The sequence below is a fragment of the Streptomyces sp. NPDC046712 genome (assembly GCF_040645695.1).
Classification (GTDB): Bacteria; Actinomycetota; Actinomycetes; order Streptomycetales; family Streptomycetaceae; genus Streptomyces.
In genome coordinates this window covers 71,872-89,729 of the sequence record NZ_JBEYYW010000017.1, presented here as the reverse complement: position 1 = coordinate 89,729, position 17,858 = coordinate 71,872, and the positions used below count along the sequence as shown (strand labels likewise).

Genomic DNA, 17,858 nt, shown 5'->3' with positions numbered 1-17,858 from the left:
GGGATGGTTCGAGGCGGCTTTTCGAATCCCGTGTTGACGCAGGTGTCCGAATTGGCCGCTCTGCCGGGGTATTTGTCGACATAGGCAAACGGCCCCGCATCTGCAACAGATGCGGGGCCGTTCAGCGGTCGCTCGGGTCAGTCGGAGAGACGCTCACCCGTCGAGGTGGAGAAGACGTGCAGCTCGTCGGGGCGCGGCACGACGTGCAGCGTGGAGCCCTTCTCCGGCACGGCACGGCCGCCGACGCGGACGACCAGGTCCTTGTCCTCGCTGCCGACGCGCGCGGAGCCGTAGACGTAACCGTCGGCGCCGAGCTCCTCGACGACGTTCACGGAGACGGCCAGGCCCTCCTTGCTGGTGGCACCCGAGACGTCGAAGTGCTCGGGGCGGATGCCGACCGTCACGGTCGTGTCGCCCTTGGCGGAGGCGGCGGAGAGCGCGTCACGGGAGACCGGGACGATGCTGTTGCCGAACTTCACGCCGCCGTCGGTGATCGGGACCTCGACCAGGTTCATGGCCGGGGAGCCGATGAAGCCGGCGACGAAGAGGTTCGCGGGGCGGTCGTACATGTTCCGCGGCGAGTCGACCTGCTGCAGCAGGCCGTCCTTCAGCACGGCGACCCGGTCGCCCATGGTGAGGGCCTCGACCTGGTCGTGGGTGACGTACACCGTGGTGATGCCGAGCCGGCGCTGCAGGCTGGCGATCTGCGTACGGGTCGAGACACGGAGCTTCGCGTCGAGGTTCGACAGCGGCTCGTCCATGAGGAACACCTGCGGCTCACGCACGATGGCGCGACCCATGGCGACACGCTGCCGCTGACCACCGGAGAGCGCCTTCGGCTTCCGGTCCAGGTACGGCGTGAGGTCGAGGATCTTCGCGGCCTCTTCGACCTTGGCGCGGATCTCGCTCTTGTTGACACCGGCGATCTTGAGCGCGAAGCCCATGTTGTCGGCGACGGTCATGTGCGGGTACAGCGCGTAGTTCTGGAACACCATCGCGATGTCCCGGTCCTTCGGCGGCAGGTGCGTGACGTCGCGGTCACCGATGCGGATGGAGCCGCCGTTGACGTCCTCCAGACCGGCGAGCATGCGCAGGGAGGTCGACTTGCCGCAGCCGGACGGGCCGACGAGGACGAGGAACTCGCCGTCCTCGATCTCGATCTCGAGCTGGTCGACGGCGGGCTTGTCGGAACCCGGGTAGAGCCGGGTCGCCTTGTCGAAAGTGACAGAAGCCATGGTGATGTGTCCCTTCACCGGCAGGAACGTGCCGGACGATCCGAGTAAAGGAAGGATTGAGGTCTAGTCCACCGGAGTGAACTCCAGGCGACGCTACCTTGGCGATGTCCGATCTGTCAGCAGTCGGAGGCGGAGAGATTTTCGAGGAGCTGCTCGGCGGAGGCAGAGCAGTGCACTTTTGACCCGGCGTCTCTGCGAGGTAGAGCGCGGGATTTTTGGCCCTGCCACGCACGTGACGCTTCCTGCTTCAGCACCCATTGCCGATCTGGTACGAGCCTGAGGCCGCACCGGGCCGGTCTTACGCGGGCTCCACAGGCATTCCGGCCGACGGCCCGTCGGTCCGTACCGTACTTTGCCCTACGCCGCCAGGACGGCGTCTGGCAGCTCCGACGCCCGGATCATCGAAAGCGCTGGCCTGCCCGGCGGCAGCGCAGCCGCCACCAGCCAGTACAGCCGCATCCCCTCGTTCCGGAGATTCACCGCCGCATTCACATCCCGGCCGTGGACCACGCCGCATTCCTCGCAGGCCCACTCCCGGACCGACACGTCCAGTCGAGGCCCCTTCGTATGACAGGCAGAGCAGCGCCGCGTCGACGGAAAGAACCGGTCCACGATCACCAGCGTCCGTCCGTACCACTCGCACTTGTAGCGGAGCTGCCGGAGCAGCTCACCCCAGGCCGCATCTCTGATCGTCTGATTCAGCTTCGCCTTACGACGCCGCCCTTTCCCGACGGCAGGACGCATCAGGTTGGCGATGGGCAGGTCCTCCACCACGAGCACTTGGTTCTCGCGCACGAGGCGGGTGGTGAACTGATCCAGCAGGTCCCTGCGGACATCGCCGATGAGTGCGTACAGACGCGCGATGCGCTCCCGAGCCTTCCCCCGGTTCTTCGACCCCTTCTTCTTCCGATGTAGTGCCCGCTGGCGGCGGGCCAGCTCGTCCCCGTACTTCTTCAGCAGACGTGGATGCTCAAGCAACGAACCGTCGTCCAACGTCACCAGCGCTGCCAGACCGAGATCCAGCCCCACGGCCTTCGGCTCGGACCCGCCCGCCAGGAACACCGGCGGCAGCGGCTCGATCCGCTCCTCGACCATCACCGACAGGAAGAAGCGGTCCGCTCGATCCCGCGTCACGTTCAACCGCACCGGCACCTGACCCGCCGGCAACGGCCGGGACCAGCGGATGTCCAGCGGCGTCGACTGCTTCGCCAACGTCACCAGGCCCGTACCCGGCCGCTCCGGATCCTCCACCCACCGAAAACCGGTCCGCACGTACGTCGCCGAATCCCGTGACCGGCCCTTCTTCTTCCGCTTCGGGTACTTCGCCGCTTGCTGGAAGAACCGAGAGAACGCCCCATCCAGATGCCGCAGCGCCTGCTGCAGCACCGTCGACGACACCTCCCGAAGCCACTCCCGCCCCGCCTCCCGCTTCCATCCCGTCAGCGCCCGACACGTCTCCGCGAACCCCACCGACACACGGTGCTGCTCCCAGGCGCCGGACCGCAGGGCCAGCCCCTCGTTGTAGACCCACCGGCAGGCACCGAAGGTCTGCAGCAGCGCTCGGCCTGTTCGGGAGTGGGGTAGAAGCGGTAGCGGTAGACCCGCGGCTGCGTACCCGCTGCCTTGGCCCGCTGCTTCATCCGCCCCGATGCGCGGCCGTGCCGCTCGTGCCGGTCAGTGATGCCCAGCGCCTCCCGCTTCACGCGCTTGGCCTGGGCGCCGACGACCCGTACCGGCGCTCCCTCCGATTTCTCCGCCATCGCCCCTCCCCGCCGTGCTGTCCGATAGTCGGAACGGCACTTCAGTGCGCTCAACGAACGTGTGGGCGGGTGGTTACGGCGGTCGAGAAGTTCTTGGCTGGCGGTTCGCGGCGCTGTGTAGAGTGAGGGTGTCTCACGCGTGTGTACGCGCGTGATGCCTCCTTAGCTCAGTTGGCTAGAGCGCGTGACTTGTAATCTCGAGGTCGTCGGTTCGATTCCGACAGGAGGCTCAACCAATCTCGTGTCCCGGACCACTCAGGTCCGGGACACTTGTGCGTTACGGGGGCATATCTGGCCGGTGCGGGAGGGGGCCGGGTGCTGCCCGGGACCGTTTTGCCGGCCCGGGCTTTTGTGGTTGTCAGCGGCCGGAGAGGCGGTTTGCGAGCTTGGCGATGCGGTTCGTCGTGGGGGTGTGGGTCGTGGATTCGTGGCGGTCGGCGGTGCGGTAGGCCGCGTACATCGTCTGGACGCCGAGCCAGCGCAGGGGTTCCGGTTCCCATTTGCGGACCTTGTGGTTCACCCAGGGGAGGGCGGTCAGGTCCGTGGGGCCGGACTGGCCGGAGTCCTGTTGGATCAGGTCGCGGAGGGTGCGGGCGGCGAGGTTGGTGGTGGTGACGCCCGAGCCGACGTAGCCGCCGGCCCAGCCGAGGCCGGTGGAGCGGTCGAGGGTGACGGTGGCGCACCAGTCGCGGGGGACGCCGAGGACGCCGGACCAGGCGTGGGCGATGCCGAGGCCGGCGAGGGAGGGGAAGAAGCGGATGAGGATCTCGCGGAGGGCCTCGACGGTCTGGGGCTGGGTGCGTCCGTCGTTGTCGGTCTTGGAGCCGTAGCGGTAGGGGACGCCGCGGCCGCCGAGGGCGATGCGGCCGTCGGCGGTGCGCTGGGCGTACATGTAGGCGTGGGCCATGTCGCCGAGGGTTTCGAGGCCGTCCCAGCCGATGGATTCCCATTGGGCGTCGGTGAGGGGCTCGGTGGCGATCATGGAGGAGTTCATGGGGAGCCAGGTGCGGCGCTGGCCGGTGAGGGAGGCGGTGAAGCCTTCGGTGCAGCGCAGGATGTACGGGGCGCGGACGGTGCCGTACGGGGTGATCGCGTGCTTGGGCCTGATCTCGGTGACGGGCGTGTGTTCGTGGATGGTGACGCCGAGGGCTTCGACGGCCGCGGCGAGGCCCTTGACGAGTTTCACGGGGTGGAGGCGGGCTCCGTGGGGGGTCCAGCTGGAGCCGACGGCGCCGGTGACGCGGATGCGTTCGGCGGTCTCGCGGGCGCCGTAGAGCTCGCGGTCCTTCTCGCCGAAGGCGATCTCGACGGCGTGGAAGTCCTTGAGGCGGGCGAGCTGGGCGGGGGAGTGGGCGACTTCGAGGACGCCGCCCTGGTGGATGTCGGCGTCGATGCCTTCGTCGGTCGCGACGCGGATGACTTCGGTGACCGTGTCGTTCATGGCCTGCTGGAGGCGGACCGCCGCCTCGTGGCCGTGGAGTTTGGCGTAGCGGTCGCGGCCGGCGATGCCGTTGTAGAGCCAGCCGCCGTTGCGTCCGGAGGCTCCGTAGCCGCAGAACTTGGCTTCGAGGAGGGTGATGTTGAGGAAGGGGACGGCCTTCTTGAGGTAGTAGGCGGTCCAGAGGCCGGTGTAGCCGCCGCCGACGATGCAGACGTCGGCAGTGGTGTCGCCGGGCAGCGGCTCGCGGGGGGCGGGGGTGCCTTCTTGGGCGTACCAGAACGAGATGCCGCCGTTGACCGTGCTGCTCATGTGTTCCTCGATGCGTCATGCGTACGGAGAGGTGTGGGCGGGAGGCTACTGGATGTTCCGGGGGCCTTCGACCCTCGGATCGGGGTCTTTCGGCGGGGTGGCGGACGGGGGGTGCGCGCCTGGGTCCTGGGGTGCGGATTTCGTCGTTCCGAAAGGCCCTTTTCATGCCCGTACGCAGGGCTGTTCGTGCTGTCGCTCCCCTAGCATCGCCGTGTGATTCATGTTCCGGAGGAACTCGCCGCGTCCCAGGCTCGGTTCAACGGTGACGCCGGGCGGGCGTTCGTCGCCTCGCTGCCTGCGCGGGCCGCGCACTTTCTGGACAGGTGGGGGCTTCGGCAGACGGGCCCTTCGATGTATGGGGTGGCGTCGCTGGTGCTGCCGGTGACGCGGGTGTCCGACGGTGTGCGTGCCGCGCTCAAGTTGCAGCTTGTGGACGAGGAGAGCGAGGGCGAGGCGGTCGCGCTGCGGGTGTGGGGCGGCGGCGGTGCGGTGCGGCTTCTCGCGGACGATCCGGGCACGGGGTCGTTGCTGCTGGAGCGGCTGGACGAGGGCCGGCATCTGTCGGCGCTGGGGGACTCGCGGGAGGCGACGCGGATCCTGGCGGAGCTGCTCGCGCGGCTGGTGGCGGTGCCGGCGCCGGAGGGGCTGCGGGGGCTGGGGGAGATCGCGGCCCGGATGCTGGAGGCCGTACCGGAGGCGGCGGGGAAGCTGGGGGAGGCGGACGCGCGGCTGCTGCGGGACTGTGCGGCGGCGGTGCGGGAGGTGGCGGGTGAGCCGGGGGATCGGCTGCTCCACTGGGATCTGCATTTCGACAACGTCCTGGCGGCGGAGCGGGAGCCGTGGCTGGCGATCGATCCGAAGCCGTTGGCGGGGGATCCGGGGTTCGATCTGCTGCCGGCGTTGACGAGCGGGTTCGATCCGGATCCGGCGGAGACGCTGTGGCGGTTCGATCTGCTGACGGAGGTGCTGGGTCTCGACCGGGGGCGGGCGGTGGCGTGGACGTGGGGGCGGGTGCTGCAGAACGGGCTGTGGGACGTGGCGGACGGGGAGCCCGCGCTGGACGAGGGACAGGTGCTCATTGCCCGGACGCTGCTGGCACGCGCGGGGTGATCGGGTGCAGGCTGGGTCCATGATTCGTACCGCCACACCTGCCGATGTCCCTGCGATCCACGCGATGGTCCGTGAGCTCGCCGAGTACGAGAAGGCGCTGGACGAGGTCCGCGCGACGGAGGAGCAGCTGCGCGAGGCGCTGTTCGGGGAGCGTCCGGCGGCGTTCGCGCACATCGCGGAGACGGACGGGGGCGAGGTGGTGGGCTTCGCGCTGTGGTTCCTGAACTTCTCGACGTGGCGCGGGGTGCACGGGATCTACCTGGAGGACCTGTACGTGCGCCCGACGAGCCGGGGCGGCGGGTACGGGAAGGCGTTGCTGCGGGAGCTGGCGCGGATCTGTGTGGAGCGGGGGTACGAGCGTCTGGAGTGGTCGGTCCTGAACTGGAACACTCCGTCGATCAATTTCTACAAGTCGCTGGGGGCGAAGCCGCAGGACGAGTGGTCGGTGTACCGGCTGACGGATGCGGCGCTGGCGGAGCTGGGGGCGCGGGGGTGACGCGGCCTCTGTGGAAAAGGGGAGGCGGGGTCGCGGGGGCGCTGGCAGGATGGGCGCGTTTTGTGACGTCCAGAGGGGAACGAGACGACCGTGGGCCGTGCCATCACCTTGATTCGCGCCAACTCCCTTTCCGATGTCGCCGAGTACGCGTACGCGGCCACGGCGCCCGCGGAGGCCCGGCTCGTCTTTCTCGCCGGGGCCTGTCCGTTGAACGAGGACGGTTCCACGGCGGCGGTCGGGGACTACGCGGGGCAGGCGGCGAAGGCCGTCGAGAACATGCGGGTGGCTCTCGCCGCCGCCGGCGCGTCGCTGGAGGACGTCATCAGTACGCGGGTGCTCGTGGCGTCCACGCGGCAGGAGGACCTGGTGACCGCCTGGCAGGTCGTGCGGGACGCCTTTGGTGACCACGATGTCCCCAGTACGTTGATGGGCGTCACGGTGCTCGGTTACGACGATCAGCTCGTCGAGATCGAGGGTGTCGCCGCCGTCCTCGACTCGTAGGTCCTACGGGATCAGGACCACCTTGCCGATCGTGCCCCGGGTCTCCAGGGCGTGGTGGGCGGCTGCCGCCTCGGCGAGGGCGAAGCGGTGGACTGCGGGGCGGAGGGTGCCTTCGGCGGCCGCGGCGAGGGAGGCGAGTTCGAGGTTGCGGACGTCGCCTCCGGCCTTCTGGATCATGACCGGGCCGAGGACGCTCTCGGAGGTGATGCCCCGGGTGGCGAGTTCCTCGTCGGTGAAGGTGAGCGGTCCGCCGCCGTGGGGGCCCTTGTCGGACCAGCCGAAGACGACGTGCTGCCCGCCCTTGCCGAGGAGGTCGACCGCCGCGCGGCCGGTGTTGCCGCCGACCGAGTCGAAGACGACCGTGGCGGTACGGGAGCCCAGGAAGGCGCGGACCTCTGTGGGCCAGTCCGGGAGCTTGTAGTCGACTGCCAGGTCCGCGCCGTTCTCCTTGACCACGGCGACCTTCTCGGGGCCGCCCGCGAGGCCGATGACGGTCGCGCCGGCGTTCTTGGCGTACTGGACGAGGAGGGTGCCGATGCCGCCGGCGGCGGCGGGGACGATCGCGATCGAGTCGGGGCCCAGTTCGGTGAACTGGAGGATGCCGAGGGTGGTGCGGCCGGTGCCGATCATGGCGACGGCCTCGGCGTCGCCGAGGGTGTCGGGCAGGGCGTGGAGCTTGGCGGCGTCGACGACGGCGAGTTCGGCGTAGCCGCCGGGGGCGAGGCCGAGGTGGGCGACGACGCGCTTGCCGAGCCAGGCCGGGTCGGTGCCCTCGCCGAGCGCGTCCACGGTGCCGGCGACCTCGCGGCCGGGGATCGTGGGCAGTTCGGCGGGGGCGGGGAACGGGCCGGTCTGTCCCATGCGGAGGGCGGTGTCGAGGACGTGGACGCCGGCCGCGGTGACCGCGATCCGTACCTGGCCGGGGCCGGGTACGGGGTCCGCGGTCTCCTCGTAGGTGAGGTTCTCGGCCGGGCCGAAGGCGTGGAGGCGGATGGCGTGCATGGTGGGCTCCCCTGGTGAATGTTCTCCCGTTGACGCACGACAGCTTTCAACCTCAAGCGGACTTGAGGTCAAGCTTTTTCGTGCGCAGCGCCAGGGACACCGCCTCGATCGCGCTCGTGAACGACACCTCGGAGAGCACCCCGGGCGCCGCGACCTGGTCGCCCGCGAGGTAGACGCCGTCGCCGCGGTCGATGGCGGGGCGGTCGCGCCAGGTGGTGCCGGGGCGGTCGAGCGCTCCGGTACGGCCGGCGCAGAGGGCCTCGCGGCGCCAGACCGTGCGCTCCCGCCAGCCGGGGAAGCCGAGATCGAGCAGGCGCTCGGCGTGGGCGACGCCCTCGGCCTTGGACCGGCCGGGCCCGATGGGGAGCTGGGCCTGGATCAGTTGCTCGCCGGCCGGGGCGAGGGAGGGGTCCTGTGCGGTGAAGCGCTCGATCCAGCCGGGCGCGTCCAGGTCGGAGACGACGAACGGGTCGCCCTTGCGGGTGCGCAGCGCCAGGTCGAACAGGACGGTGCGGCCGCTCTCCCAGGTCAGGCCGGGGTCGCCGAGGAGCCGGGCGGCCGCGGGGAGGGAGGTGGCGACGACGACGGGGCCGTCGGCGAGCGGCAGTTCGTCGAGGCGGGAGGAGGTCTCGATCCGTACGCCCAGATTCCATGCGCGGTCGACCATGCGGTCGGTCAACTGTCCCCAGCCGCCGCGGATGTACTGCGCCTCGGGCGGCAGCGCGGCGGCCCGGTGCAGCCGTTCCTGGACGAAGCGGGCGGAGAGCGCGCCGGGGTCGTGGTGGAAGAGGGCGACTCCGCTGTACGCGGCGGCCTGACGGGCGGCCTCGGGGCCGGCGACGCGGGTGGCCCAGGTGAGGAAGTCGGTGTCGACGGGGGCCTGTTCGGCCGTCCGGAGGGTGTGGCGGAGGAAGCCGAGGGGCGGGGTGCGGCGCAGGGCCCCGGCGCGGTGGAACCGGAAGCGGGCGGCTTCGGACAGCGGCAGGGGTGCGAGCGGGCCGAGGAGGTCACGCTGCTCGAGCCAGGTCCAGTGGGGGCCGCCGCGGTAGAGCGCGTGGGGGCCCTCGTTGGTGAGGTACGGGCCTTCGGCCGTACGGGCGCGGCCGCCGAGGGTGTGGTGGGCCTCGTGGAGGGTGACCTTGACTCCGCTCTCGGCGGCGGTGATCGCCGCGGTGAGTCCGGCGAATCCGCCGCCGATGACGGTGATGTGCTTCCTGCTCCGCTGCATCTCGTGCTCCCTTGTTTCGGTCTTGCACAGGGGACGGCGCAGGGGGTGCGGAATGTGACATCGGGGCGTTGTCAGTGGCGCACGTCACCATGGGGGCATGGCGACAGGGAAGAAGAAGCCGGCGGTCGTGCGTCGGCCGGAGGTGCGGCTGCCGCGGCTGGTGGCGTACGAAGGGGGGCTCGATCCGGACGGGGACTACGACGGCCTGGAGTTCGCGGGGCTCGATCTGGCGGGGCAGGACGGGGCGGGCGCGCGGTTCATGGACTGCGCGCTGCGGGACTGCGCGCTCGACGAGACACGGCTGAGGGCGGCGCGGGTCCTCGACTGTGTGCTGAGCGGGATCCGGGGCGTGGGTACGGACCTGGCGGGGGCGTCGCTGCGGGACGTGGAGGTCGTGGACGCGCGTCTCGGGGGGACGCAGCTGCACGGGGCGGTTCTGGAGCGGGTGCTCGTGCGGGGAGGGAAGATCGACTATCTGAATCTGCGGACGGCGAAGCTGAAGGACGTCGTCTTCGAGGGCTGCGTGCTGAGCGAGCCCGACTTCGGGGGCGCGGTGCTGGAGCGGGTCGAGTTCCGGGACTGTGCGCTGAAGGGTGCTGACTTCAGCGGGGCGCGGATGAAGGACGTCGATCTGCGGACGGTGGAGCGTCTGGAGATCGCGCGCGGGGTGGACGCACTGTCCGGTGCGGTGATCAGTACGGCGCAGCTGCTGGATCTGGCGCCGGTGTTCGCGGCGCAGCTGGGGGTGCGGGTGGAGGACTGAGGGGGCTTACGGGAGGCGGGGGAAGCGGGCCTGGAGGTCCCAGATCACCGGGTCGTCGCCGAGGCCCTCGTGCATGTCGGTCAGGTCGGCGATCAGGTCGTGCAGGAAGTCGCGGGCCTCGCGGCGCAGTTCGGCGTGGTTGAAGGTGAGCGGGGGCTCGTCGCCCGGCATCCAGTCGGCCTCCACGTCCACCCAGCCGAAGCGGCGCTCGAAGAGCATCCGGTCCGAGGACTCGGTGAAGTCGAGCTCCGCGTACTGGGGCTGCGAGGACCGGCTGCCGCGCGGGTCGCGGTCGAGCTGCTCGACGATGTCGCACAGCGCCCAGGCGAAGTCGAGGACCGGCACCCATCCCCAGGCTGTGGACACCTCGCGGTCGGCCTTGGGGTCGGCGAGGTAGACATCCCCGCAGAACAGGTCGTGGCGCAGCGCGTGGACGTCCGCGCGCCGGTAGTCGGTCTGCGGGGGGTCGGGGAAGCGACGGGAGAGGGAGTAGCCGATGTCGAGCACGGAGACGATGGTCCCACGTGCCCGGCACCCCACCGCCCGCCCGGGGCGCCGAGCGGACGCGGCCGCCCCCGCGGCGGGCCGCCTCCTACCGGGCTCGGGTCAAGCCGCCGTCAGGCGCGCGTCCGGGCGTGCAGGGCGCGGGCCATACGAGGGCCCAGCCAGCGCTTGAAGCGGCGCAGCGGCTCCAGCTGTTCGGCCGCCCGGTCGATCCGGTAGTAGAGCTGCGGCGGGATGTGCGGGAGCAGGGGCGAGTGGCGCTGGCCCAGGAGCGCGAACATCTGCCGCGGCTCCAGGCGCATGTAGCGGGGGAGGTTCTCGTACCACTGGGCGCTGTAGCGGGCCGCGCTCTGGGCCGAGAGGAGCTCCGCCCGTCGCCGCTTCCCGTACCGGGTGAGCGCCGCGTCCAGGTCCTCGCGGCCCTGGTCCTGGCCTCGCAGGGCGTCCGCGAGGGCGAGGGCGTCCTCCAGCGCCAGGGTGGTGCCGGCGCCGATCGAGTAGTGCGTGGTGTGGGCGGCGTCGCCGAGCAGGACGAGGTTGCCGCGGTGCCAGGTGCGGTTGGTCAGGGTGCGGAAGTTCAGCCACTGCGCGGCGGCCTCGTCGGTCTGCGCCCGGCCGATCAGCGCCTGGCCGTCGAGGAGGTCCGCGAAGGTCTTCTCCAGGAGGTTCAGGGTGTCCGCCTCGGACATGGCGTCAAGGGCGAGCCCCGTCCAGGTCTCCGGGGAGCACTCGACGACACACGTGGACCGCTCGCCGCTGAAGCCGTACGCGTAGCACCAGATCCAGCCGTGCTCGGTCTCCTTGAAGGCGAAGCTGAAGGAGTCGAAGACCTTGGTGGTGCCGAGCCAGATGTAGTGGTTGCGGCCGGTGGCGACCTCGGCGCCGAAGTGGGCGGCGTGGGCCTCGCGCAGCGCGCTGTTGACCCCGTCGGCGGCGACGACCAGATCGGCGTCCGCGAGCTCGGGAGCGTCGGGGCCGGTGATCCCGTGCTCGAACTCGACGCGTACGCCGAGCGATGCGGCCCGCTCGGCGAGGAGGGTGAGCATCCGGCGCCGGCCGATGCCGAAGCCCTGGTCACCGCGGTGGACCGTCCGCTCGTCGCGGACGATGGCGACGCCGTCGGTCCAGCGGACGGAGGCCTCGTCGATGGCGCGCGCCGACTCCGGGTCGCCGGCCCGCAGCTTGTCCAGGAGCCCGGCCCAGTAGGTCACGCCCCAGCCGTACGTGGAGCCGGCCGGGTTCCGCTCGTAGACGGTGATGTCGTGGGACGGGTCCTGCCGCTTCATCAGGATCGAGAAGTACAGGCCGGCGGGGCCACCGCCGACGCAGGCGATCTTCACGTGCGCTCCCACTCAACGAAAAACTGACACCCTGCGATGGAATGGCAACGCAGGGTAGCAGCGTCAGGGGAGCAGGCGCTGTTCCTTCGCCACGGCGACCGCGCCCGCACGTGTGTCCACGCCGAGCTTGGCGTAGATCCGGCCGAGGTGGGTCTTCACGGTCGCCTCGCTGATGAAGAGCGCGCGGGCGATCTCGCGGTTGCCGAGGCCGTGTGCGAGCTGGCCGAGGATGTCCCGTTCGCGGTCGGTGAGGGTGGGTCCGGCGGCTCCCCGCATCCGGTCCATGACCCGGCTGGCGACCGGCGGGGAGAGGGTCGTACGGCCCTGGGCGGCGGAGTGGATCGCGGCGAACAGCTCCTCGGGGCGTTCGGCCTTCAGGAGGTAGCCGGTGGCGCCGGCCTCGATGGCGCGGGTGACGTCCGCGTCCGTGTCGTACGTGGTGAGGACCAGGACGTGCACGCCGGACCCCGTCCGCGCGATCCGGCGGGTCGCCTCGACGCCGTCGATGCCGGGGCCGAGCTGCAGGTCCATCAGGACGACGTCCGGGCGCAGTTTCGCGGCCATCGCGACCGCCTCCTCGCCGCTGCCGGCCTCGCCGACGACCTCTATGTCGGGGGCGCTGCCGAGCAGGGCGAGCAGCCCGGCGCGGACGACGGCGTGGTCGTCGCAGAGCAGGATCCGTACGGTCATGCGCCGACCTCCAGAGGCGTGGACAGGGGGATCGCGACCGAGAGCACCGTGCCCTCGCCGGGGGTGGACTCCACGGTGAGTGTGCCGCCGAGCTGCTGCGCCCGCACCCGCATGGCGGGCAGGCCGTGGCCGCGTACCCCTGCCTCGCGGGCCCGGGAGGCGTCGAAGCCACGGCCGTCGTCGGCGATGTCGAGGACGACCTGGTCGTCGAGGTAGGTCAGGGTCAGGGCGGCGGAGGTCGCGGCGGCGTGCTCGCGGACGTTGGCGAGGGCGCCCTGGGCGATGCGCAGCAGCGCCGACTGCACGCGCTCCGGCAGCGGGACCGGGGTGCCGTCCACGCGGAACGCGGCGGACTCGCGCCCCGCGAGGGCGCGCAGCGCCTCCTCCAGACCGCCGCCCTCGGCGAGGTCGGCCGGGGCGAGGTCGTGGACGAAGCGGCGGGCCTCGGCGAGGTTGCGTTCGGCGATCGACTCGGCCGTACGGACATGGCGGCGGGCCGTCGACGGGTCGGCGTCCCAGGTGCGGTCGGCCGCCTGGAGCAGCATCTGCTGGCTGGACAGGCCCTGGGCCAGGGTGTCGTGGATCTCCATGGAGAGCCGCTGGCGTTCGGCGAGGGTGCCCTCGCGGCGCTCTATGGCGGCCAGCTCGCGCCGGGTGCGGATCAGGTCGTCGATCAGCGCCCGCTGGCGGTCGGCCTGCCGCTGCGCGTGGACGAAGACGGCGGTGGCGATCGCGGCGACGGCCGGCGGGGCGAAGACGAGGTTGGGGTCGAAGCCGTCGTCCGAGAGCTGGACCTGCGCCGTGACGACGAACGCGGTGAGGAGCGTGACGAGGACGAGGGCGGCGCGCGGGGGGAGGGTGCGCAGGCCGGTGTAGAAGAGCGGCACCGCGCACCAGGCGAAGCTCGGCGCGAGGACCACCAGGACCATCCAGACCGCGACGACCGTGAAGAGCCAGGCGATCCGGCGGGGGGTGGCGCGGGTGCCGAGGACGGGGCCGAGGAGGTAGAGGGAGGCGAGGGCGCCGGAGAGGGCGACGATCCAGGGGCTGCGGTCCTCCCAGGGGTGCCGCAGCAGGAAGCGGGCCAGGGAGGCGCCGAGGAGGAGGAAGAAGGCGATGTGCATGACCCGCGCCAGCCAGCGGGCGTCGGGGTCCTGCTCGCTCACGTGACACTCCTCTGACCTGGGGATACGTATCCATCCTGGCCCAGGGGGACCAGAGGGGCATCAACCGATCGGCTGACACCCCCGTCGTCCATCATGCGCGACGGGGGCAGCCGGTTCGTGGACCGTACGGGCCCGGATCCGGCCGGAGAGTGGAGGGCAGAGCGAACGAACCGCCTGGCTCGACCACCTGGGTCGACCGGCCCGCTCGACCGCCTGGCCCGACCATCGCCCCAGCCTCAAGGAGACCTCCCATGAAGAAGAAGATCCTCTTCGGTGCCGCCACCGTCGCCGTCGTCGCCGCCGGTACCTTTGGCGCCGTCTCCGCGAACGCCTCCGCCCCCGCCGCCGCGCCCGCCGTCGCCGCCAAGGCCGACGCGTCGAACGAGAACCTGCAGCAGACCACGCACCTGACGATCGAGGCCGCCACCAAGGCCGCGCAGGCCACCCTGGACGCCGCCGAGGACGAGAACCAGCGTGTCACGGTCGCCGTCGTGGACCGCAACGGCAACACCATCGTGACCCTGCGCGGCGACGGCGCCGGCCCGCAGTCCTACGAGTCCGCCGAGCGCAAGGCGTTCACCGCGGTCTCCTGGAACGCCCCGACCTCCGTGCTCGCGGGCCGTCTCGCCCAGGCCCCGAACCTGAAGGACATCCCCGGCACCCTGTTCCTCGGCGGCGGCGTCCCGGTGACCGCCAAGGGCGCGCCGATCGCCGGCATCGGTGTCGCCGGTGCGCCGAGCGGCGACCTGGACGAGAAGTTCGCCCAGGCGGGTGTCGCGGCGCTCAACAAGTAAGCCCGGCGAACGCCGGCCCGGCGGGCGCGGCCCGGGCGGGCAGGACCCGTACGCGGCGGGCGCGGGCCGGGCGGGCAGGACCCCCGTGCCCGGTCACCCATGCTGGTGGCGCCCGGACCCCCCGCCGGGCGCCACCGTCCTAAGATCGGTGAGTGGAACCACGTACCCGCGCCGCCCTGGGAGCCGTCGCCGCGCTGCTGCTCCTCGCCGGCTGCACCAGTACCGCCGACGGCGGTGGTGTGGACATCGGCGGGGTGGAGGGCACCCCCGGCGCGGCGGGGCTGCGCGACCCGTACTTCCCCAAGCTCGGCAACGGCGGCTACGACGTCACGCACTACGCGCTCGACCTCGCCTACGACCCGAGGAGCGGTCGGCTCGACGGCACCGCCATGATCACGGCCCGCGCCGCCCAGGACCTCAGCGCCTTCAACCTCGACCTCGCCGGCCTCGCGGTCGACTCCGCCGTGGTGGACGGCGACCCGGCCTCCGTCAACCGGGCCGGGACCGAGCTGACGCTCCGGCCGCGCGCGGACATCGGCAAGGGCGAGGTCTTCCGTACGACGATCGAGTACTCCGGCGTGCCCCGGACGATCACCGACGCGGACGGCTCGAAGGAGGGCTGGCTGCGGACCCGGGACGGGGCGGTCGCACTCGGCGAACCGGCCGGCTCCATGGCCTGGTTCCCCGGCAACCACCACCCGTCCGACAAGGCGACGTACGACGTCACCCTGACCGTGCCGCAGGGGACGCAGGCGGTCTCCAACGGCGTACGGACCTCCGAGCGGACCGCGAACGGCCGGACCACCTCCGTCTGGCACTCCGCCGAGCCGATGGCGAGCTACCTCGCGACCGTGGCCGTCGGGCAGTATCGGACGAAGGTCTCGGCCACGCCCTCCGGGCTGCCCGTGCTCACCGCCGCCGATCCGTCCGTCGCGGCGAAGAGCGACCCGCTGCTCGCCCGGATCCCCGAACTCCTCGCCTGGCAGGAGGAGAACTTCGGGCCGTACCCCTTCTCCGCCACCGGTGCGATCGTCGAGCGGACCGGCGACGCCGGCTATGCGCTGGAGACCCAGACGCGGCCGTTCTTCCCCCTGGACTCGCTCACCGTCGAGATCCTCGTGCACGAGCTCGCGCACCAGTGGTACGGCAACTCGGTCACGCCCGCCGACTGGAAGGACATGTGGCTGAACGAGGGCTTCGCGGTCTACGCCGAGTGGCTGTACGCGGAGGACTTCGAGAACGTCCCGGCGCAGGTGAACTTCGAGGCGGCCTTCGCCACCGACGCCAACTGGGACTTCCCGCCGGCCGATCCGCCGAGCGCGGAGAACCTCTTCGACCCGCCGGTGTACCAGCGGGGCGCCATGGTGCTGCACAAGATCCGGCAGCAGGTCGGCGACGACACCTTCTACGAGATCCTGGCCGGCTGGGCGGCGAAACACCGTCATGGGAACGCCTCCACCGCCGACTTCACCGCGTACGCGGAGGAGGTGGCGGGGGAGGACCTCGGCGAGGTGTGGGACGTGTGGCTGTACGGGGACGGGAAGCCGAAGCGCCCGTAAGGCCGGAGCCCCGGCGCGGTCCTCGCGCCGGGGCTCCTGCTGCCTTGCCGCTACGTCAGAGGTTGACGCCGAAGTCGCGGGCGATGCCCTCGAGACCGGAGGCATAACCCTGGCCGACCGCGCGGAACTTCCACTCCGCACCGTTGCGGTACAGCTCGCCGAAGACCATGGCGGTCTCGACGGCGGCGTCCTCGGAGAGGTCGTAGCGGGCGATCTCGGTGCCGCCGGCCTGGTTGATGATGCGGATGTACGCGTTGCGGACCTGGCCGAAGTTCTGCGCGCGGTTCACCGCGTCGTAGATGGAGACCGGGAAGACGATCTTGTCGACGTTCGGGGGCAGCGCGGCGAGGTTGACGTTGATCTGCTCGTCGTCGCCGCCGCCCTCGCCGGTGCGGTTGTCACCGGTGTGGACGATGGTCTGGTCCGGGGTGGCCTTGTTGTTGAAGAAGACGAAGTGCGCGTCGGAGGCGACCTTTCCGGCGGGGTCGACGCCGATGGCGGAGGCGTCGAGGTCGAAGTCGGTGCCGGTGGTCGTGCGGACGTCCCAGCCGAGGCCCACGGTGACGGCGGTGAGGCCCGGGGCCTCCTTGGTCAGGGAGACGTTGCCGCCCTTGGAGAGGCTTACAGCCATGGGAAGTGCCTTTCTTCGTGACCTTCGTGATGTCGTCGCAGGGGATAACGCGTGCGGAGGCACGGCGGTTCCACCGCGAAAACAGGATGACGTGCGGGAGCCGGTCCGGGGAACATGGATGACATGTCCGGTCCGTATTTCATCCGCGGCTCCGTCTCGCTTCCCGAGGCCGAGCTCATGTGGCGTTTCTCGCGGTCGTCGGGGCCGGGCGGTCAGCACGTCAACACCAGCGACTCACAGGTGGAACTCCGCTTCGACCTGGCGTCGACGGAGTCGCTGCCGGAGGTCTGGAAGGCACGCGCGCTCGAACGGCTGGCCTCGCGGCTGGTCGGCGGGGTGGTGACGGTCCGCGCGTCGGAGCACCGCTCGCAGTGGCGCAACCGCGAGACGGCGGCGGTCCGCCTCGCGGCGCTCCTCGCGGAGGCGACGGCCCCACCGCCGAAGCCGCGCCGGCCCACGAAGATCCCGCGGGGGATCAACGAGCGCCGTCTGCGGGTGAAGAAGCAGCGGTCGGAGACGAAGCGGGGCCGCCAGGGCCGCGACTGGGGGTGACCCGCGCGCTGCGTCCTGCCCGGACGTGGCGTCGGGCCCGGTGTCGTCAGGCCAGGCGGCGGTATTTGCCGCGGAAGTACGTCAACGGTGCGCCGTCCGAGGAGGGGAAGTCGGCCGTCAGGACGCGGGCGACGACCAGGGTGTGGTCGCCGGCCACCACGCGGCTCTCCGTGCGGCACTCCAGGGTCGCCAGCGCGCCGCCCACCAGCGGGGCGCCGCTCTCCTCCCCGCGGGTGTACGGGACGTCCTCGAAGAGGAGACGGTCGCTCACCCGGCCCTTCATCGCGAAGCGGCCCGCGATGTGGCGCTGGCTCTCGGAGAGGACCGAGACCGCCCAGACCGGGACCTCGGCCAGCAGGTCGTCCATGCGGGAGCCGTTGCGGAGACTGACGAGCACCAGCGGCGGGTCCAGGGAGACGGACATGAACGCCGTCGCCGTCATCCCGACGTCCTCGCCGCGCGGACCGTCGTCCGGGTCGTGGGCCGTCACCAGCACCACGCCCGCCGCGAGGCGGGACATCGCCGCCCGGAACTCGTCGTTGCTCACCCCCTCAGCATGAGGGATCGCCAGATCCGAGGCGGGGGGCGGGGCGGGAGTCGTCGTCAGCACACCCGCACGCTAGCCCCGCCCGGCGCGCCCTACATCGGGCCGGGGGACCAGTCCCGGCCCCCTCGCCGGTCCTAGGACCTCCCGTGAGCTCCCGTCCCGCACCGTTCGCTTTGCGTTCAAGAAAGAACGGGAGCGCTTTCCTGTACCCCCTGCAACGCTTCATGACC

The 17,858-nt window shown here is 71.3% G+C and carries 18 protein-coding genes and 1 tRNA gene; 8 read left to right on the top strand and 11 right to left on the bottom strand.

Going from position 1 to position 17,858, the window contains the following annotated elements; all coding sequences use genetic code 11:
• Positions 1 to 137 precede the first annotated feature (137 nt).
• Both ugpC and ABZ939_RS22380 read right to left on the bottom strand, forming a co-directional pair.
• Complete coding sequence (ugpC, locus tag ABZ939_RS22385) at positions 138 to 1,235, bottom strand: sn-glycerol-3-phosphate ABC transporter ATP-binding protein UgpC (protein WP_361857833.1); 1,098 nt, start codon at positions 1,233 to 1,235, stop codon at positions 138 to 140.
• A 357-nt stretch (positions 1,236 to 1,592) separates the two neighbouring features.
• Positions 1,593 to 2,789: a transposase gene (locus ABZ939_RS22380; RefSeq protein WP_361858123.1), complete on the bottom strand. Its 1,197-nt coding sequence runs from the start codon at positions 2,787 to 2,789 to the stop codon at positions 1,593 to 1,595.
• 362 nt (positions 2,790 to 3,151) lie between these two features.
• On the opposite strand from ABZ939_RS22380, the gene ABZ939_RS22375 reads away from it, so the two are divergent.
• Positions 3,152 to 3,225: transfer RNA gene (locus tag ABZ939_RS22375), tRNA-Thr, on the top strand.
• A gap of 128 nt (positions 3,226 to 3,353) precedes the next feature.
• Here ABZ939_RS22375 and ABZ939_RS22370 read toward each other — a convergent pair.
• Positions 3,354 to 4,745 (bottom strand): FAD-dependent oxidoreductase, encoded by a 1,392-nt coding sequence (locus tag ABZ939_RS22370; RefSeq protein WP_361857831.1) that lies wholly within the window; start codon positions 4,743 to 4,745, stop codon positions 3,354 to 3,356.
• 213 nt (positions 4,746 to 4,958) lie between these two features.
• Here ABZ939_RS22370 and ABZ939_RS22365 point away from each other — a divergent pair, with 213 nt between their 5' ends.
• The 3 genes from ABZ939_RS22365 to ABZ939_RS22355 all read left to right on the top strand — a co-directional run bounded on the left by ABZ939_RS22365 (position 4,959) and on the right by ABZ939_RS22355 (position 6,852).
• Positions 4,959 to 5,855: an aminoglycoside phosphotransferase family protein gene (locus tag ABZ939_RS22365; protein WP_361857828.1), complete on the top strand. Its 897-nt coding sequence runs from the start codon at positions 4,959 to 4,961 to the stop codon at positions 5,853 to 5,855.
• Between the two features lie 19 nt (positions 5,856 to 5,874).
• Complete coding sequence (locus tag ABZ939_RS22360) at positions 5,875 to 6,351, top strand: GNAT family N-acetyltransferase (RefSeq protein ID WP_361857826.1); 477 nt, start codon at positions 5,875 to 5,877, stop codon at positions 6,349 to 6,351.
• A 90-nt stretch (positions 6,352 to 6,441) separates the two neighbouring features.
• Positions 6,442 to 6,852 carry a Rid family hydrolase gene (locus ABZ939_RS22355; RefSeq protein WP_361857823.1) on the top strand — a complete coding sequence of 137 codons (411 nt, stop codon included), beginning with the start codon at positions 6,442 to 6,444 and terminating at the stop codon, positions 6,850 to 6,852.
• A gap of 3 nt (positions 6,853 to 6,855) precedes the next feature.
• On the opposite strand, the gene ABZ939_RS22350 is transcribed toward ABZ939_RS22355, so the two are convergent.
• Both ABZ939_RS22350 and ABZ939_RS22345 read right to left on the bottom strand, forming a co-directional pair.
• Entirely contained in the window at positions 6,856 to 7,854 is a 999-nt protein-coding gene (locus tag ABZ939_RS22350; protein WP_361857820.1) for a zinc-binding dehydrogenase, read from the bottom strand.
• A gap of 52 nt (positions 7,855 to 7,906) precedes the next feature.
• Entirely contained in the window at positions 7,907 to 9,082 is a 1,176-nt protein-coding gene (locus ABZ939_RS22345) for an NAD(P)-binding protein (protein WP_361857817.1), read from the bottom strand.
• A gap of 97 nt (positions 9,083 to 9,179) precedes the next feature.
• On the opposite strand from ABZ939_RS22345, the gene ABZ939_RS22340 reads away from it, so the two are divergent.
• The gene (locus ABZ939_RS22340) at positions 9,180 to 9,845 is read left to right on the top strand and encodes a pentapeptide repeat-containing protein (protein ID WP_361857814.1); all 666 of its coding nucleotides are present in this window, start codon (positions 9,180 to 9,182) and stop codon (positions 9,843 to 9,845) included.
• A gap of 6 nt (positions 9,846 to 9,851) precedes the next feature.
• Here the strand turns inward: ABZ939_RS22340 and ABZ939_RS22335 are convergent, their stop codons facing one another.
• The 4 genes from ABZ939_RS22335 to ABZ939_RS22320 all read right to left on the bottom strand — a co-directional run bounded on the left by ABZ939_RS22335 (position 9,852) and on the right by ABZ939_RS22320 (position 13,503).
• Complete coding sequence (locus ABZ939_RS22335; protein ID WP_361857811.1) at positions 9,852 to 10,352, bottom strand: hypothetical protein; 501 nt, start codon at positions 10,350 to 10,352, stop codon at positions 9,852 to 9,854.
• Between the two features lie 110 nt (positions 10,353 to 10,462).
• Positions 10,463 to 11,689, bottom strand: a complete 1,227-nt coding sequence (locus ABZ939_RS22330) for an FAD-dependent monooxygenase (protein ID WP_361857808.1) — start codon at positions 11,687 to 11,689, stop codon at positions 10,463 to 10,465.
• Positions 11,690 to 11,752: 63 nt separating this feature from the next.
• Positions 11,753 to 12,379 carry a response regulator transcription factor gene (locus tag ABZ939_RS22325; protein ID WP_361857805.1) on the bottom strand — a complete coding sequence of 209 codons (627 nt, stop codon included), beginning with the start codon at positions 12,377 to 12,379 and terminating at the stop codon, positions 11,753 to 11,755.
• Positions 12,376 to 13,503, bottom strand: a complete 1,128-nt coding sequence (locus tag ABZ939_RS22320) for a sensor histidine kinase (protein ID WP_361858120.1) — start codon at positions 13,501 to 13,503, stop codon at positions 12,376 to 12,378. The genes ABZ939_RS22325 and ABZ939_RS22320 overlap by 4 nt, the downstream gene beginning before the upstream one ends.
• A 293-nt stretch (positions 13,504 to 13,796) precedes the next feature.
• On the opposite strand from ABZ939_RS22320, the gene ABZ939_RS22315 reads away from it, so the two are divergent.
• Both ABZ939_RS22315 and ABZ939_RS22310 read left to right on the top strand, forming a co-directional pair.
• Positions 13,797 to 14,339 (top strand): heme-binding protein, encoded by a 543-nt coding sequence (locus ABZ939_RS22315; RefSeq protein ID WP_361857802.1) that lies wholly within the window; start codon positions 13,797 to 13,799, stop codon positions 14,337 to 14,339.
• 152 nt (positions 14,340 to 14,491) lie between these two features.
• The gene (locus tag ABZ939_RS22310; protein ID WP_361857799.1) at positions 14,492 to 15,898 is read left to right on the top strand and encodes a M1 family metallopeptidase; all 1,407 of its coding nucleotides are present in this window, start codon (positions 14,492 to 14,494) and stop codon (positions 15,896 to 15,898) included.
• A 55-nt stretch (positions 15,899 to 15,953) separates the two neighbouring features.
• Here ABZ939_RS22310 and ABZ939_RS22305 read toward each other — a convergent pair whose 3' ends face one another.
• A complete protein-coding gene (locus tag ABZ939_RS22305) occupies positions 15,954 to 16,529 on the bottom strand; it encodes a TerD family protein (RefSeq protein ID WP_361857796.1) in 576 nt (191 codons plus the stop codon).
• Between the two features lie 114 nt (positions 16,530 to 16,643).
• Here ABZ939_RS22305 and arfB point away from each other — a divergent pair, with 114 nt between their 5' ends.
• Positions 16,644 to 17,081: an alternative ribosome rescue aminoacyl-tRNA hydrolase ArfB gene (arfB, locus tag ABZ939_RS22300; RefSeq protein ID WP_361857793.1), complete on the top strand. Its 438-nt coding sequence runs from the start codon at positions 16,644 to 16,646 to the stop codon at positions 17,079 to 17,081.
• 46 nt (positions 17,082 to 17,127) lie between these two features.
• On the opposite strand, the gene ABZ939_RS22295 is transcribed toward arfB, so the two are convergent.
• A complete protein-coding gene (locus ABZ939_RS22295) occupies positions 17,128 to 17,691 on the bottom strand; it encodes a flavin reductase family protein (RefSeq protein WP_361857790.1) in 564 nt (187 codons plus the stop codon).
• Positions 17,692 to 17,858: the final 167 nt, after the last annotated feature.